This window comes from Thioclava sp. JM3 (assembly GCF_002213185.1).
In the GTDB taxonomy this organism is placed as follows: Bacteria; Pseudomonadota; Alphaproteobacteria; order Rhodobacterales; family Rhodobacteraceae; genus Thioclava; species Thioclava nitratireducens.
Genome location: NZ_NBOB01000010.1, coordinates 101,314 through 115,633, shown reverse-complemented (window position 1 = coordinate 115,633; position 14,320 = coordinate 101,314). Strand labels below are relative to the sequence as shown.

Annotated in this window: 17 protein-coding genes; 5 read left to right on the top strand and 12 right to left on the bottom strand. The window is 65.2% G+C overall.

The genetic code is table 11. From position 1 onward, the window contains the following. Positions 1-58 precede the first annotated feature (58 nt). Both B6V73_RS17380 and dapE read right to left on the bottom strand, forming a co-directional pair. Positions 59-475 (bottom strand): GNAT family N-acetyltransferase, encoded by a 417-nt coding sequence (locus B6V73_RS17380; protein WP_088725931.1) that lies wholly within the window; start codon positions 473-475, stop codon positions 59-61. Continuing rightward, positions 472-1,614, bottom strand: a complete 1,143-nt coding sequence (gene dapE, locus B6V73_RS17375) for a succinyl-diaminopimelate desuccinylase (protein WP_088725930.1) — start codon at positions 1,612-1,614, stop codon at positions 472-474. The genes B6V73_RS17380 and dapE overlap by 4 nt, the downstream gene beginning before the upstream one ends. A 296-nt stretch (positions 1,615-1,910) precedes the next feature. Here dapE and B6V73_RS17370 point away from each other — a divergent pair, with 296 nt between their 5' ends. Then, the gene (locus B6V73_RS17370; protein WP_166504619.1) at positions 1,911-3,011 is read left to right on the top strand and encodes a Hint domain-containing protein; all 1,101 of its coding nucleotides are present in this window, start codon (positions 1,911-1,913) and stop codon (positions 3,009-3,011) included. Here the strand turns inward: B6V73_RS17370 and B6V73_RS17365 are convergent. Then, positions 3,008-3,766, bottom strand: coding sequence for a sulfite exporter TauE/SafE family protein (locus B6V73_RS17365; RefSeq protein ID WP_088725928.1), 759 nt, complete (start codon positions 3,764-3,766; stop codon positions 3,008-3,010). The two genes, B6V73_RS17370 and B6V73_RS17365, sit on opposite strands and share 4 nt — an antisense overlap. Positions 3,767-3,974: 208 nt before the next feature. Here B6V73_RS17365 and B6V73_RS17360 point away from each other — a divergent pair, with 208 nt between their 5' ends. From B6V73_RS17360 to B6V73_RS17350, 3 genes are all read left to right on the top strand, one after another. Further along, complete coding sequence (locus tag B6V73_RS17360) at positions 3,975-5,639, top strand: acyl-CoA dehydrogenase family protein (RefSeq protein WP_088725927.1); 1,665 nt, start codon at positions 3,975-3,977, stop codon at positions 5,637-5,639. A gap of 183 nt (positions 5,640-5,822) precedes the next feature. Further along, the gene (locus tag B6V73_RS17355; RefSeq protein WP_088725926.1) at positions 5,823-6,821 is read left to right on the top strand and encodes an aldehyde reductase; all 999 of its coding nucleotides are present in this window, start codon (positions 5,823-5,825) and stop codon (positions 6,819-6,821) included. Positions 6,822-6,878: 57 nt separating this feature from the next. After that, positions 6,879-7,382 carry a GNAT family N-acetyltransferase gene (locus B6V73_RS17350; protein WP_088723445.1) on the top strand — a complete coding sequence of 168 codons (504 nt, stop codon included), beginning with the start codon at positions 6,879-6,881 and terminating at the stop codon, positions 7,380-7,382. A 177-nt stretch (positions 7,383-7,559) separates the two neighbouring features. Here B6V73_RS17350 and recO read toward each other — a convergent pair whose 3' ends face one another. Beyond that, positions 7,560-8,285: a DNA repair protein RecO gene (gene recO / locus B6V73_RS17345; protein WP_088725925.1), complete on the bottom strand. Its 726-nt coding sequence runs from the start codon at positions 8,283-8,285 to the stop codon at positions 7,560-7,562. A gap of 86 nt (positions 8,286-8,371) precedes the next feature. Between recO and B6V73_RS17340 the strand changes: the two genes are divergently transcribed. Beyond that, positions 8,372-8,995: a Pr6Pr family membrane protein gene (locus tag B6V73_RS17340; RefSeq protein WP_075776853.1), complete on the top strand. Its 624-nt coding sequence runs from the start codon at positions 8,372-8,374 to the stop codon at positions 8,993-8,995. Here the strand turns inward: B6V73_RS17340 and B6V73_RS17335 are convergent. The 8 genes from B6V73_RS17335 to B6V73_RS17300 form a co-directional block, all read right to left on the bottom strand. Continuing rightward, entirely contained in the window at positions 8,985-9,323 is a 339-nt protein-coding gene (locus B6V73_RS17335; protein WP_075776852.1) for a DUF1491 family protein, read from the bottom strand. The two genes, B6V73_RS17340 and B6V73_RS17335, sit on opposite strands and share 11 nt — an antisense overlap. Continuing rightward, positions 9,323-10,228, bottom strand: a complete 906-nt coding sequence (era, locus tag B6V73_RS17330; RefSeq protein ID WP_088725924.1) for a GTPase Era — start codon at positions 10,226-10,228, stop codon at positions 9,323-9,325. The genes B6V73_RS17335 and era overlap by 1 nt, the downstream gene beginning before the upstream one ends. A gap of 265 nt (positions 10,229-10,493) precedes the next feature. Next, the gene (gene rnc / locus B6V73_RS17325) at positions 10,494-11,186 is read right to left on the bottom strand and encodes a ribonuclease III (RefSeq protein ID WP_088725923.1); all 693 of its coding nucleotides are present in this window, start codon (positions 11,184-11,186) and stop codon (positions 10,494-10,496) included. Continuing rightward, positions 11,183-11,971: a signal peptidase I gene (lepB, locus tag B6V73_RS17320; RefSeq protein WP_075776849.1), complete on the bottom strand. Its 789-nt coding sequence runs from the start codon at positions 11,969-11,971 to the stop codon at positions 11,183-11,185. The genes rnc and lepB overlap by 4 nt, the downstream gene beginning before the upstream one ends. A gap of 53 nt (positions 11,972-12,024) precedes the next feature. After that, entirely contained in the window at positions 12,025-12,426 is a 402-nt protein-coding gene (gene acpS, locus B6V73_RS17315) for a holo-ACP synthase (protein ID WP_075776848.1), read from the bottom strand. A gap of 6 nt (positions 12,427-12,432) precedes the next feature. Then, positions 12,433-13,176 carry a pyridoxine 5'-phosphate synthase gene (locus B6V73_RS17310; RefSeq protein ID WP_088720512.1) on the bottom strand — a complete coding sequence of 248 codons (744 nt, stop codon included), beginning with the start codon at positions 13,174-13,176 and terminating at the stop codon, positions 12,433-12,435. Positions 13,177-13,252: 76 nt separating this feature from the next. Beyond that, positions 13,253-13,900: a pseudouridine synthase gene (locus tag B6V73_RS17305; protein WP_088720513.1), complete on the bottom strand. Its 648-nt coding sequence runs from the start codon at positions 13,898-13,900 to the stop codon at positions 13,253-13,255. Positions 13,901-13,939: 39 nt separating this feature from the next. Then, positions 13,940-14,320 (bottom strand): GFA family protein, encoded by a 381-nt coding sequence (locus B6V73_RS17300; RefSeq protein WP_075776845.1) that lies wholly within the window; start codon positions 14,318-14,320, stop codon positions 13,940-13,942.

Below are 14,320 nucleotides of genomic sequence, written 5' to 3'. Positions count from 1 at the left end.
GAGGGGGCTCTGCCCCCGCAGTGACGCGCCCTCCGGGACATTTTCGCGAATAGGAAGCTCAGAGCGGCTTTTCCATATCGCGATGCGGAATGCCCGCGTCGTCGTAATCCTCGCCATAAGGCACGAAGCCGAGCTTTTCATAGAACGGGATCGCGTAGCTCTGAGCCGAGAGATAGGCGCGGGTACAGCCCATCTCCTCGAACCGCGCGCAGGCGTCGCGCACCAGCGCCGCGCCAAGTCCGGTGCCGCGCGCGGATTTCGCCACGCAGATACGGCCGATCTTGCCGGTCTCACCCTTGCGGATCAGCCGCGCGGTGCCGAGCGGCGTGCCGTTATCCGTGGCCAGCAGATGGATCGCCTGATCGTCGAGATCGTCCCATTCCTCGGGCTCCGGGATGCCCTGTTCTTCGATGAACACGGCCCGGCGCAGCGCGTGGCAGGGGGTATAATCGGTGACCGGCTCGATCTTAATCATGCGAAATAGTCTTTCAATGTGCGCGCATAGATGCGCTTGAGCGTGAAGATCTGATCAACCGGGACACGCTCGTCCACTTGATGCATCGTCGCGCCGACGAGGCCGAATTCCACGACCGGGCAGTGATCCTTCACGAAGCGCGCATCCGAGGTGCCGCCCGAGGTGGACAGCTCCGGCGCGCGGCCCGTTTCCGCCTCGACCGATTTCGCGACGAGGTCGACGAAAGGGCCGGGCGGCGTGACGAAGCTTTCGCCCGAGATATCGGGGTTGAGCGCGATGCGGATGCCGGTCTCGGCGGCGATCTCGGAGGCCATGGCCTCGGCCCAGGCGATCAGCCCCTCGCCGGTATGGGCGTCGTTGAAGCGGATATTCACGGTCGCGCGCGCCTTGGCCGGGATCACGTTATTGGCCGGGTTGCCGCAATCGATCGTGGTGATCTGCAGGCTCGAGGGCTGGAAATGATCGGTCCCGTTATCGAGCGGCTCTGCGGTCATCCGGCCCAGCAGATCGACCAGCGCATGCAGCGGGTTCTTCGCGCGATGCGGATAGGCGGCATGGCCCTGCACGCCCTCGGCCTCGATATAGAAGCTGAGCGAGCCACGCCGCCCGATCTTCATCATCTCGCCCATCTCGTTCGGGCAGGTCGGCTCGCCCACGAGGCAGACCGACATCGCCTCGCCCTCGGCCTTCATCCAATCCAGAAGCGCCCGCGTGCCGTCGCGGCCCGGACCTTCCTCGTCGCCGGTGATGGCGAGGATCACCGCGCCTTCGGGCGGCGTCTCGGTCACGAAATCCACCGCTGCGGCGGCGAAGGCAGCAACGGCGGTCTTCATGTCGGTCGCTCCGCGCCCCCACATCACGCCGTCGACGATCTCGGCGCCGAAGGGATCGTGCGTCCAGGCAGCCGCATCGCCCACCGGCACGACATCCGTGTGCCCGTTGAAGCCGAAGCTCTTCGCCGCCCCCTTCGCGCCCCAGCGCGCGTAGAGGTTCGGCGTGCCGTTGCGATCAACGCGCGTGCAGGAAAAGCCCGCCCCGCTCAGCAGATCTTCGAGCAAGACGAGCGCGCCGCCCTCCTCCGGGGTCACCGAGGGGCAGCGGATCAGATCGGCGCTCAGGCGGATGGGGTCGGTCGTCATGGGCACTCCTTTTCAGCGCTACAGGCTTAGAGTGCCGAAGCCCTAGGGGCAATGGCTGTTGCAGGCCCGCCACCGGGCGCACGTGACGCAGAGACAAGCACTACCCAAGGGCCTGTTGCGGTGCCATGATATGTCAAAAGCAAAAGCCCGGAATCGGGCGTATCGAGCAGGGCAAAGCCCGGATTCAGACGCAGCAGACCCACGCGCGGCCCTCTCGGGCGGCGTGCGTTTTCCGTGTCGGCTTCCCCGGGCGCGGAGACAGGCATGGGATCAAGGCAGCATTCGGAGCGTCGCAGATGAGGGCGCAACAGGGCTGGATCGGTGCGCAGATGGCACATCGCGGCGCGGTCATGTTCGACGAGCGCAGACTGCCGGAGTTGCTCGCACGGGGCAGCCTGATGCTGGAATTCACCCTGATGCGCGGCGAGCAATCGCCCCTGCCGTTGATCCATCTGCATCAGCGCGAAGGCTGGCGGAATTTCCTCTCGCTCAATCTCGATGTCGACGGGCGGATCGTGCTGGCGCAGCGGCGCGGCGCGGCGGTCCATGCGATCTCCATCGACGCCACGCAGGAGCGGCTGACCGGCGGGCGGATGCGGCTCATTTGGCGCTGGGACGGGCCGGGACGCGAGAGCCTGCTGACGCTGGAGGCGCTCGACCAGCGCACGATCCGACAGCAGGCCGGCGTGGCGCCACTGCCGCTGACCCGTGACGAGGCCGCGGCCCTGCTCGATCCGGCGGGGCCCGCGCGGATCGGGCCGCGCGTCGATTGGCTGGCGCTTGGCGATCATCTGCAACCGATGGGACCGGCGGGCTGCTTCGCCCCCGCGACCCCAATCCAGACGCCGGAGGGCGTGGTGCCTGCCGCGCGGCTGCGCGCGGGCGACCTGGTCGAGACCATCGATGCCGGACCGCAGCCGGTCCTCTGGTCGGGCCGGGTCAGCCTGCCTGCGATCGGGCACCTGCGTCCGGTGAAACTCTGTGCGCCGGTCTTCTCGGCGCGTCAGGACCTCTGGGTCATGCCCCAACACCGCGTGGCGCTGAGCGGGCCGTCGGTGGATTTCATCTTCGGCGAGGACGAAGTGCTGATCGAGGCGCGGTCGCTGGCCGATGGCTGCGCCGCGCTGCAACCCGATTGCCCCGGCGTGCTGGAGTGGCACGGGCTGTTGCTGGGCGGTCATCACCTGCTGATGGCGGATGGCTGCAAGCTGGAGAGCCTGCATATCGGGCGGCTCGCCCGGCAACCGCTTCTGGCGGCGACCACGGCCTTTGCGGGGCTAGTCCGCGAAGGCGGGCTACCGCTCCATCGCAAGCCGGTGCGCAAGATCGTCTCGGGCTATGAGGCGAAGACGCTGGCCTCCGCCCGACGTCAGGGGCTGCGCCCCTTCGTGGCTTAACCCATCAGCGCGCGGCGCAGTAGGTTCAGTCCGGCCACGCCCAACAGGATCAGCGTCCACCACCGGAACCGCACCGGATCGAGCTGGTCCTGCGCCTTGAAGCCCAGTTTCATCCCCGCCAGCGCGGGCAGGATCATCAACAGCGACAGCGGTATGGTCTGCGCGTTCAGCACGCCCGAGACCAGATGCGAGCCGGTCAGGATAATCGCCCCGGTCAGGAAGACGACGCCGAGGATGCGCACCGCTTCCTGTTTCGGCGCGTCGATCGAGATCAGGTAGATGATCAGCGGCGGCCCCCAGATGCCGGAAATCCCACCATAGAGTCCCGCGATCACGCCCAAGCCCGTCTCGGTCACCGCGCGATGGCGCGTGGGCATCGGAATTTGCCGTCCCGAGATCTGCCAGATCGAGAAGCCGAGGATCGGCGCCCCCAGAAGCGCGTACATCACCGGCTGCGGGATCACGTCGACGAGGGTCGCGCTGATCGGGATGAAGATGATGATCATCGCGATGAACAGCCGATAATTCTTGATCGAACCCACCGCCGCGCCGACCCCCTGACGGAAAGCCTGCATCACGTTGGTCACCAGCGTCGGCAGGATCAGAAGCGCCAGCGCCTGATGCGGAGGCAGGAACGACGCGAAGCTCGACAGCATGATCATCGGCATCGCGAAGCCGACCGCGCCTTTCACGAAACCCGCGAAAAGCGTGACGCCAAGCGCCGCGAATATCTGCCAAACTTCCATCCCGAACATGCGCACTCCCCTTCGTGTCCCGCATCGCTTCTATCGGGTTACGCGGTGGGATACAGCCGGGAAGCGACGTGAAATCAGGCGGATACCCGACCGCGCCGACAACCTCCGCGACATTATCCGTCGCAATTGTCGCCGCTGGCGAATTTTTATTGCGCCGCGGTTGCGAAGTAACTACACAGGCTGCAACTGCAGAATAAGGAGCCGACTCATGGCACATGACGGGGCCGATATGCCGACGACGATCATTCTGGATGACCTCCTGAGCCTTGCGGAAGCGAGCATGCCCGAGCTGGAGACGCTGGTCTCCGACGCGACCGCAAGCCTGCGCAACGCGACGGAGAGAGACGGTCGCATTTCCGGCGCCGCGCTCGAAGCGAACCAGTATCGCGCCCACGGCCTTGCATGGCTGACGACCTATCAGCAGGCGCTCAAACAACTGCACGGCTGGGCGGCACGCCTGACCGAGGACGGCAAGCTGGGCGAAATGGAGCAACTGATCCTGCAGATCGGTTTCGGCGAATATCTCGCGCAGATCGCGGGCGGCATCCAGATGAACCAGGGCGAGATGGTGCGCCTGACCGATATGGGCGTCAGCTGGACGCCCTCGGACGCGGCCGCGAAATTGATCGCCGCGGGCAATTCCAACGCCGCCCGGATGCGTCTGGTCGAGCTGATGCGCGACGTTCAGGGGCGCTCGATCTTCGGGCAGTCCGGTCTCGATGAAGATCTCGAGATGATCCGCGAGCAGTTCTACCGCTACGCCGAAGATCGCGTGAAGCCGAACGCGCACGAATGGCACCTCAAGGACGAGCTGATCCCGATGGAAATCATTGAGGAACTCGCCGAACTGGGCGTCTTCGGCCTGACCATCCCCGAGGAATATGGCGGGTTGGGCCTGTCGAAAGCCTCGATGGTCGTCGTGACCGAGGAGCTTTCGCGCGGCTATATCGGTGTCGGCTCGCTCGGCACGCGTTCCGAGATCGCGGCAGAGCTGATCATCTGCGGCGGCACCGAGGAGCAGAAGCAGAAATGGCTTCCGGGCCTGTCCTCTGGCGAGATCCTGTCCACCGCCGTTTTCACCGAACCCAATACCGGCTCGGATCTGGGCTCGTTGCGCACCCGCGCGGTCAAGGATGGCGATGACTGGCTGATTACCGGCAACAAGACCTGGATCACCCATGCACAGCGCACCCATGTGATGACGCTGCTCGCGCGCACCGACCCGGCTACCGACAATTACAAAGGCCTGTCGATGTTCCTGGCCGAGAAGACGCCGGGCACCGACGACAACCCCTTCCCCACCGAGGGAATGACCGGCGGCGAGATCGAAGTGCTCGGCTATCGCGGGATGAAGGAATACGAGCTCGGTTTCGACAATTTCCGCGTGAAGGGCGAGAACCTTCTGGGCGGCGAAGAGGGCAAAGGCTTCAAGCAGCTCATGGAGACCTTCGAATCCGCCCGCATCCAGACCGCCGCCCGCGCCGTGGGCGTGGCGCAATCGGCGCTGGAGATCGGGATGCAATATGCGATCGACCGCAAGCAATTCGGCAAGTCGCTGATCGAATTCCCGCGCGTATCCTCGAAACTCGCGATGATGGCGGTGGAGACGATGATCGCCCGCCAGCTGACCTATTTCTCGGCCTGGGAAAAAGATCACGGCCATCGCTGCGATCTGGAAGCCGGCATGGCGAAACTGCTCGGTGCGCGGGTGGCGTGGGCCGCTGCCGACAACGCGCTGCAGATCCATGGCGGCAACGGCTTCGCGCTGGAATACCAGATCAGCCGTATCCTCTGCGATGCGCGCATCCTGAACATCTTCGAGGGTGCCGCCGAGATTCAGGCGCAGGTGATTGCGCGCAGGCTTTTGGGGTGAGTGCCGTCTCGGAGAGGATCCAGTTGAGCCTCTCACGCACGAACGCGCCGCGCGTCGCGGCGCCGGAACTACACTGAAATTTACGGGGCGATGCGGGCGAACCTCGCATCGCCCCGTTCTCGTTTGACTCCCGCCCGCAGCCCTCGCAAGCTGAACGAAAGAGTTCAAAGCAGAGAGGCGCGAATGGCCCGCACAATTCTGGTCACCGGCATCACCGGTTTCATCGCCAAACGCATCGCCTATGACCTGCTCACGCAGGGCGAAAAGGTGCGCGGCACGCTGCGCAAGGCCAGCCGGGGCGAAGAGGTGAAAGCGGCGCTGCGCGACCTCGGCCCCGAGGCGCTGGAGCGGCTGAGCTTCGTCGAGGCCGATCTGATGGCGGATGAGGGCTGGGACGCGGCGATGACCGGGATCGATGCCGTGATCCACACCGCCTCCCCTTTCCCGCTCAGCAAGCCCAAGAACGAGGCCGAGGTGATCCAGCCCGCGGTCGAGGGCACCAAGCGGGTGCTGAGCGCAGCGCAGGCCGCCGGCGTGACCCGCGTGATCCAGACCTCCTCGATGGAGGCGGTGATGCATGGCGTGACCTCCGACCCGATTACGGAAGCCGACTGGTCGAACCCGCGCGCGCCGACCTGCAGCGCCTATACGCGCTCGAAGATATTCGCCGAGGAAGCGGCGTGGGAATTCATCGAGGATCACCACGAGATGCAGCTGACGGTGATCAATCCGGGCCTCGTCTGCGGCACGCCGATGGATCGCCATACCGGCTCGTCGGTCGCGGTGATCGAGCGGCTGATGGCGGGCAAGGACCCGATGGCGCCGGAGTTCGACATTCCGGTGGTCGATGTGGCCGATGTCGCCGCCTGCCATGTCGCGGCGCTCGACCGCCCCGAGAGCATCGGTCGCCGCTACATCTGTGCGGCAAGCTTCATGTCCTTCCTGGAGATGGCGAAGGTACTGAAGGCCGAATTCCCCGACCGCAAGATCCCGACCCGGAAGGCGCCGAACTGGATCGTCTCGATCCTCGCGCTGTTCGACGAACAGATCGCGCTGATCAAGCCGATGCTCGGGATGACGATGCGGCTCAGCAACGAGGCCGCGACGCGCGATCTGGGCGTGGAATTCGTGCCCGCCGCCGAGGCCGTGCGCCGCACCGGACATTTCATCGCGCAGAAATAGCGTTGCGCTCGCCCGGTTTCGCGGCCAAATCTGGCGCGACGAACTGGAGGGGCACAGATGATCCGCGACGCAAAGGCCGAAGACGCAGAGGCGATCACCGAGATTTACAATGACGCGGTGCGCAACACGACCGCGATCTGGAACGAGATCGAAGTCGGCCCCGAGAACCGCCGCGCCTATATCGCGGATCGGCAGGCGGCGGGTTATCCCGTTCTGGTCTGGGAAGAGAACGGGCGCGCCGTAGGCTATGCGAGCTTCGGCCCGTTCCGCCCCCATGACGGCTATCACCTGAGCGTCGAGCATTCCGTATATGTCCATCGCGACCACCGCGCGGGCGGCAAGGGTGCGAAGCTGATGGCGGCACTGATCGAGCGTGCCAAAGAGGGCGGGTTTCACGTCATGGTCGGCGCGATCGATGCCGCAAACGACGGGTCGATCCGGCTGCACGAGCGGCTGGGCTTCACTCAGGTTGGCCTGATGCCGCAGGTTGGCAAGAAGTTCGGGCGCTGGCTGGATCTGGCGCTGCTGACGCTGTTGCTGGACGATCGCGAGCGGCCTTGAGCTTGAGGTGAGGGGCGCGCCCGACCCTTGGGTGGGCGCTGTGCTCCGCCAGTGGCTTGGCGCTTTATCTCGCAAGCCCGCATGCCGGATGTGCCCGCGATGACATCACCAATGCGCCCTCCCGGGGGAGGGTCGGGCGCGGCCCGGGGCTCGTCGCCCCGCGCCACGCTCCATGAGCTACCGCGCGCTCCGCCCCAGCAAATCCACGAACCGTTGCCGCGCCTCGGGCAAGGGCCGGTCTCCCAGATCCGGCGCCATCCGCTCGCCAAGGAAGAACCCGGTCAGCCGCAGCCCCTGCACGATCTCGCCTAGACTCGCGGGCCCCTGCCCCAGCAGGCAGAGCGGCAGCGGCAGCAGTCTCGGCGCCCATTCCCCGGCCCCCTGACGGCTCACCGCACGCCCCGAGCGCGGGCTGACATAGGCGAGATCGTCGCGCGACCCGGTCACCGCGCAGCGCGACAGGTCGAGCCCGTAGCCCATCTCCTCCAGCAGTCCCAACTCCCAGCGCAGATAGGTCGGCAGCCAGTCGCCGCCCTCGGCCATCGCGTCGAACAGCGCCTCGGAAGCCAGAAACAGCGCGTCATGCGCCTCGCGCTCGGGCAGCGTGAACCGCAGCAGCGCCGTCGCCGCGTTCAGCCCGGCCAAGGCCTGCCGGTCCGACAGGATCCCCGCGCGGCTCTGCAGCGGCTCGATCGTATAACTGCCAAGGTGATCTTCCAGCCGCGCGCGCCACGTAGCCGTGACCCGGTTTCCCGGCTGCAGGATCCCCGCCATCTTCCGCGACGCCCCGCCGCGCACCACGCCCGCGTGACGCCCATGCGCCGAGGTGAACAGCTCGACGATCATCGAGCTTTCGCCATGCGGTCGTGCCGAGAGGATCGTGCCGAGGTCTTGCCAGTCCATGGCTGCGACTATCCTTTCCGTGACGTTGCGGCGCAAGCGGCTTCGTGAGTTGCGCAAACGCCCCGCGCCGCACTAGCGTTTGTCGCATGACACGCGCCTCGACCCTTTTCGCCGCCCTGATCGCCCTCGTCGAGTTGACGGCGTTCGGCGCAAGCTTCCTCGACAACATGGCCGAACATCCGCAGGCCGCCGTGCCGCTGGGCATCCTGTGGCTGATGTTTCGCTATTTCACGATCTGGACGAATACGCTGGCGGGGCTCGCCTTCGGCTGGATGGCATGGCGCAAGCGGGCGCTGGCCAAACCGTTCCTTGCCGCTCTGGTGCTGTGGATGCTGATCGTCGGCGTGGTCTATCACCTGCTTCTGGCTGGCGACACGCCGTTGCACGGGCTCGATTACGTCTCGAACCTGCTTTATCACACCGCAGCCCCGATACTCGTTCCGGTCTGGTGGCTGGCCTTCGCGCCGAAAGGTGGGCTGACCAGCCATCACGCAGTGATCTGGTTGGCCTGGCCGCTGATCTATTTGGTCTATGCGGTGATCCGGGGGCTGGAAACCGGGTTCTACCCGTATTTCTTCCTCAACCTCGACAAGCTCGGCTGGGGCGGGCTGGGACTATGGTGCGTGAAGTTCCTCGTCGCCTTCTGGATCGGCGGGCTGGTGATCGTGACCTTGGGCCGCGGTCTCAACCGGCTCGGGATCAGCCGCTGAGGCCGTCCTCTTCCAACAACGTTTGCCCGTCGCGGCTCTCGATCTCGATCACCCAGAGGTCGGGGTCGAAACTGCGCTGCTTGCGGATGCTGGCATCGACCTCGGCCTCGGGCCCGTCATGCAACAGCATCCAAGCGCTCTCTCCGGTCATCAGATCCGCGCGCCGCTCGTAGCTTTGCGCGGTCCCGTCGAGGCGGGCACATTTCACCAGAACGGCACCGGAAGATGCCTGCCCATGCGCAGTGACATAGGCCGGAATATTCGCGAGCTCCAGCCGCTTGAGATAGGCGCGGACCCAGAAATCCGTGGTCAGACGCGCCTCGGCCATCACTTCGAGTCCTTGAAATCGAGACCCATTTCTGAATAGCGCTCGGCCTCTTCGAGCCAGTTCGGGCGCACCTTCACCTGCAGGAACAGATGCACGGGCCGGTCGAGAAACTCGATCAGTTCCTCGCGCGCGGCCTTGGAAATCGCCTTGATCGTCTCGCCGCCCTTGCCAAGGATGATCCCCTTGTGGCCGTCCCGGGCGACATAGATCACCTGATCGATCCGCGCGGAGCCGTCCTTGCGCTCCTCCCAGCTCTCGGTTTCGACCGTCAGCTGGTAGGGCAGTTCCTCGTGCAGGCGCAGGGTCAGCTTCTCGCGGGTGATCTCGGCTGCGATCATGCGCATCGGCAGGTCGGCGATCTGGTCTTCCGGATAGAGCCACGGCCCCTCGGGCATCTCACCCGCAAGCCATTCCTTGAGATCCTGCACGCCGTAGCCACGCTCTGCGGAAATCATGAAGGTCTTGGTGAACTCGAACGCTTCGTTGAGCTTCGCGGTCAGGCCCAGAAGCTCCTCGGATTTCACCTTGTCGATCTTGTTGATCGCAAGCGCCACCGGCTGCTTGCCTTCGCGACCGCGCAGGGCCTCGAGAATGCTTTCGACACCCGGGGTGAGGCCGCGATGCGCCTCGACCAGGAGGACGATCATGTCGGCATCGGCCGCCCCGCCCCAAGCGGCATTGACCATTGCGCGGTCCAGACGACGGCGCGGACGGAAGATGCCGGGCGTGTCGACGAAGACGATCTGGCTCTGGCCTTCCATCGCGACGCCACGGATGCGGGCGCGGGTGGTCTGCACCTTGTGGGTGACGATCGAGACCTTCGCGCCAACCATCGCGTTGAGCAGCGTGGATTTGCCCGCATTGGGCTCTCCGATCAGGGCGACGAAACCGGCGCGTGTGGTCATGTGGATTCCTTTTTGGCGATACGCGAAAGCGATACGGGGCGCGGGGTAGCTTATAACGGCGCGTGTTGCCAGTCATCTTGTCATGTGGCTTGTGCGACGAGGGCCGCGCCCGATCCTTGGGTGGGCGCTTCGCCCCATTCGTGGCCGGGCAGTTTATCTTTCAAGCCTGAGTGGCGGATATGCCCGCGCCGACATCGCCAATGCGCCCTCCCATGGGGAGGGTCGGGCGCGGCCCGGGGCTGGTCGCCCCGGTCCCAACGAAATCTCAGCCCTCGGCGTCGTCTTCCAGACGTTTCAGCAGCGTCTTCGCCGCCGTCATCTCGCCCTGACGCTTCGATCCGGCCTTGGCCGTTTCGCGCGCGCCGTTCTCCAGACTCACCTCGATGGTGAAATTGGGGGCGTGATCGGGACCGTCGCGATGGGTGATCTCGTAGCGCGGTGGCGGCAGACCGCGAGCCTGCGCCCATTCCTGCAGCGCGGTTTTCGGGTCGCGGGCGTCCTCCTCGACGCTTTCGAGCCGGTCTTCCCAGAGCCGCAGGATCAGCTCTTTCGCCGCCTCGAACCCGCCATCGAGATAGACGGCGGCGATCACCGCCTCCATCGCGTCGCCCAGCAGCGCCAGCTTGCGCCGCCCGCCGGTCATCATCTCGGACCGGCCGAGCTTGAGCACCGCGCCAAGATCGATCTTGCGGGCAATATCGGCGCAGGCTTCCTTGCGCACGAGCGCGTTGAAGCGCGGCGCCATCTGCCCCTCGGAAGCGGCACGGTCGCCTAGGAACAGCGCCTCGGCCATCACGAGGCCCAGAACGCGGTCGCCCAGAAATTCCAGCCGCTGGTTGTCGGGCCGGGTCGGCGTGGAGATCGAGCTATGCGTCAGCGCGCGCGCGAGCAGCTCGGGCCGTTTGAACTTGTGCCCGAGGCGCTTCTCGAATGCCTTGATCTCCGCGCTCAGCTTCAATTGATCGCCTTGAAGAACCGATCCGGACGCCAGGTCCAGAAGTAGAACAGCGAGCGACCCGCCGAGGAGAACATCACCCGGTCCGCCCGGCCGATCAGGTTCTCTTTCGGGACGAAGCCGAGACCGCCCACCGATTGCGGGAAGCGGCTGTCCTCGGAATTGTCGCGGTTGTCGCCCATGAAGAAATACATGCCCTCGGGCACGGTGTAGACGGGCGTGTTGTCCACGGGACCGTCATTATTGATCTGCAGAATGTCATGCGTGACGCCGTTGGGCAGCGTCTCGGCATAGCGTTTCTTGATGCAGGTATCGCCCATGCCGACCGGCGAATTCGAGCAGCGCGGCAACAGCCCCTGCGGACCCTGCGGTTGCATGACTTCCTCGAAATCGGGCTCGGGCTTCATCTCGACCGCTTTGCCGTTGATCTGCAGTACGCCGTTGATCATCTGAATCTTGTCGCCCGGCAGGCCGATCAGACGCTTGATGAAATCGACGTTCTTCGTCGGATGGCGGAACACCACCACGTCGCCACGTTTGGGGTCGCGGGCCAGCAGGCGCCCGTCGAAGGGACAGGCCGAGAACGGGCAGGAATAGCGCGAATAGCCGTAGGCCATCTTGTTCACGAAGAGGAAGTCGCCGATCAGCAGCGTGTCTTTCATCGAGCCGGAGGGAATCCAGAAGGGCTGGAAGAACAGCGTGCGGAACACCCCCGCGATCACCAGTGCCCAGACAATCGTCTTGATCGTGTCGAGGATACCGCCCTCGGCCTTGTTCTTCGCCATTATCTCTTACCCTGCCTCAAAATTCCTTGGCCTCAATACGCGGCCTCGCGCCCGAGTCAAGAAAGCTTGCGGGCCTCGATCACGACAAAGGCTTGCGCCCAGGGGTGGTCATCCGTCAGCGTCACATGGATGACGGCCTCGTAACCCTCTGGTGTCATTTCCTTAAGCCGGTCCGCCGCCCAGCCCGTGACCTGCATCACCGGCTGTCCCGTTGGCAGATTCGTGACCGCCATATCCTTCCACGCGATGCCCATCCGCAACCCGGTCCCAAGCGCTTTGGAACAAGCTTCTTTCGCCGCCCACCGTTTGGCATAGGTGCCCGCCACATCCTTGCGGCGCTCGGCCTTGCGCTGCTCGATTTCGGTGAAGACGCGGTTGCGGAAACGGTCGCCGAAGCGTTCGAGCGTGCGCTCGATCCTCTCGATATTCGCGAGATCGGTGCCGATACCGAGGATCATGCCGCCTCAGCCCCGCGCCGCGTCCATCAGCTTGCGCATATGCACGATCGCGGGGCCGAGCCCCACGAAGATCGCCTCGGAGATCAGGAAATGGCCGATGTTCAACTCGCGGATCTGCTTCATCTCGGCGATCGGCTCGACCGTCTCGTAGGTCAGACCGTGGCCCGCATGGACCTCCAGCCCGAGACTGTCGGCATAGGCTGCGCCCGCTTTCAGCGCCTCCAGCTCGGCATCACGCGCGGCGAAATCGCCCGCGTAGTGCATGTCGCAGAAATGGCCGGTATGCAGCTCGATCACCTGCGCGCCGATCTTGGCGGAGGCTTCGATCTGCGCCGGATCATGACCGATGAACATCGACACGCGGATGCCCGCCTCGACGAGCGGCCCAACGTAATCGGTCAGCCGCGAGACATCGCCCGCCACGTCCAGACCGCCTTCGGTCGTCACCTCTTCGCGCTTTTCCGGCACGATGCAGCAGGCATGGGGCAAATGGCGCAGCGCGATCTTCTGCATCTCGGGCGTTGCGGCCATCTCGAAATTCAGCGGGATGTCGATGCCGCCGCGCAGCGCGTCGATATCGGCATCGCGGATATGGCGGCGGTCTTCGCGCAGATGCGCGGTGATCCCGTCGGCTCCGGCCTGCTCGGCCAGACGCGCGGCGCGCAGCGGGTCAGGATAGGCCGAGCCGCGGGCATTCCGCACGGTGGCGACGTGATCGATATTCACACCAAGGCGCAAGGGTTTGGACATCGGGCTCTCCGCAATAGGTCTCGCAGGAGTATGCCTGCGCGCGCAGGCGGGGAAAAGACCTGCGATTGTATCGGTTTCAGAACGGGACCGGCGCGGTGAAGGTCATATGCATCCCGCCATCGGGATGGCGAAAGCGCAGCGTCTCGGCGTGGAGCATCAGACGCTCGAACTCCTGCGCCTCCCCTTCGGCATAAAGCGGATCGCCGAGGATCGGATGGCCCAGTTCGGCCATATGCACCCGCAGCTGATGGCTGCGCCCGGTCACCGGCATCAGCCGCACCCGCGTCGTGCCATCCTCATGCCGGATAACCCGCCAGTCGGTCTGCGCGGGACGGCCGTTCTGGTGATCGACATGCTGGCGCGGGCGGTTCGGCCAGTCGACACAAAGCGGCAGATCAACCCGGCCTTCCTTATCGGCCAGTTCCCCCCAGAGCCGCGCCTGATAGGCTTTCTTCGTCTGGCGCTTCTCGAATTGCAGACCGAGATGGCGCTGCGCATGGGGCGTCAGCGCGAAGACCATCACACCCGAGGTATCGGTATCGAGCCGATGGACCAGCAGCACCTCGGGGTAAATCCCCCGCAGCCGCGCAATGAGGCAATCGGCCTTGTCCGGCCCCTTGCCCGGCACCGAGAGAAGCCCCGCCTGCTTGTCGACCACGAGGATTTCGTGATCGGCATGAAGGATGCGCGGGGCCTCCTGTGGCGGGTCATAGACATAACTCATGGACTGCGAGATGCACTGAGCCGCCTGTCGGGTCAAGCCTCAGGGCGATTGGGGCGGCCCCGGCTCTATTTCGTAGTAATCGCCCTTGTTCGCCACGAAGATATGCTCCGCCATCGAAAGCCCGGTCGGCAGGTCAAGCGTGCCCGCCGCGATCGAGATCCGCCCCTCCCCATCCAGACGCCAGAACAGCGAGCTGCCGCAGACCGCGCAAAAGCCCCGCTCCGCCGTCTCCGAAGAGCGATACCAGCGCAGCCCGTCGCGGTTGATCAGCACGAGCTGATGGGCGTCGACCTGCGACGAGGCCCAGACATGGCCGGAGGTCTTGCGGCACTGGGAGCAATGACACGCCACCACGGGCTGCATCTCTCCCTCGACCTCGTAGCTGACCGCCCCGCACAGGCACGCGCCGGTATGTTTCAT

What these genes read in the sequence shown, in the direction of transcription:
- B6V73_RS17380 (WP_088725931.1), bottom strand. Translation starts at nt 475, where the DNA reads ATGATTAAGATCGAGCCGGTCACCGATTATACCCCCTGCCACGCGCTG.
- dapE (WP_088725930.1), bottom strand. Translation starts at nt 1,614, where the DNA reads ATGACGACCGACCCCATCCGCCTGAGCGCCGATCTGATCCGCTGCCCC.
- B6V73_RS17370 (WP_166504619.1), top strand. Translation starts at nt 1,911, where the DNA reads ATGAGGGCGCAACAGGGCTGGATCGGTGCGCAGATGGCACATCGCGGC.
- B6V73_RS17365 (WP_088725928.1), bottom strand. Translation starts at nt 3,766, where the DNA reads ATGTTCGGGATGGAAGTTTGGCAGATATTCGCGGCGCTTGGCGTCACG.
- B6V73_RS17360 (WP_088725927.1), top strand. Translation starts at nt 3,975, where the DNA reads ATGGCACATGACGGGGCCGATATGCCGACGACGATCATTCTGGATGAC.
- B6V73_RS17355 (WP_088725926.1), top strand. Translation starts at nt 5,823, where the DNA reads ATGGCCCGCACAATTCTGGTCACCGGCATCACCGGTTTCATCGCCAAA.
- B6V73_RS17350 (WP_088723445.1), top strand. Translation starts at nt 6,879, where the DNA reads ATGATCCGCGACGCAAAGGCCGAAGACGCAGAGGCGATCACCGAGATT.
- recO (WP_088725925.1), bottom strand. Translation starts at nt 8,285, where the DNA reads ATGGACTGGCAAGACCTCGGCACGATCCTCTCGGCACGACCGCATGGC.
- B6V73_RS17340 (WP_075776853.1), top strand. Translation starts at nt 8,372, where the DNA reads ATGACACGCGCCTCGACCCTTTTCGCCGCCCTGATCGCCCTCGTCGAG.
- B6V73_RS17335 (WP_075776852.1), bottom strand. Translation starts at nt 9,323, where the DNA reads ATGGCCGAGGCGCGTCTGACCACGGATTTCTGGGTCCGCGCCTATCTC.
- era (WP_088725924.1), bottom strand. Translation starts at nt 10,228, where the DNA reads ATGACCACACGCGCCGGTTTCGTCGCCCTGATCGGAGAGCCCAATGCG.
- acpS (WP_075776848.1), bottom strand. Translation starts at nt 12,426, where the DNA reads ATGATCCTCGGTATCGGCACCGATCTCGCGAATATCGAGAGGATCGAG.
- B6V73_RS17310 (WP_088720512.1), bottom strand. Translation starts at nt 13,176, where the DNA reads ATGTCCAAACCCTTGCGCCTTGGTGTGAATATCGATCACGTCGCCACC.
- B6V73_RS17305 (WP_088720513.1), bottom strand. Translation starts at nt 13,900, where the DNA reads ATGAGTTATGTCTATGACCCGCCACAGGAGGCCCCGCGCATCCTTCAT.
- B6V73_RS17300 (WP_075776845.1), bottom strand. Translation starts at nt 14,320, where the DNA reads ATGAAACATACCGGCGCGTGCCTGTGCGGGGCGGTCAGCTACGAGGTC.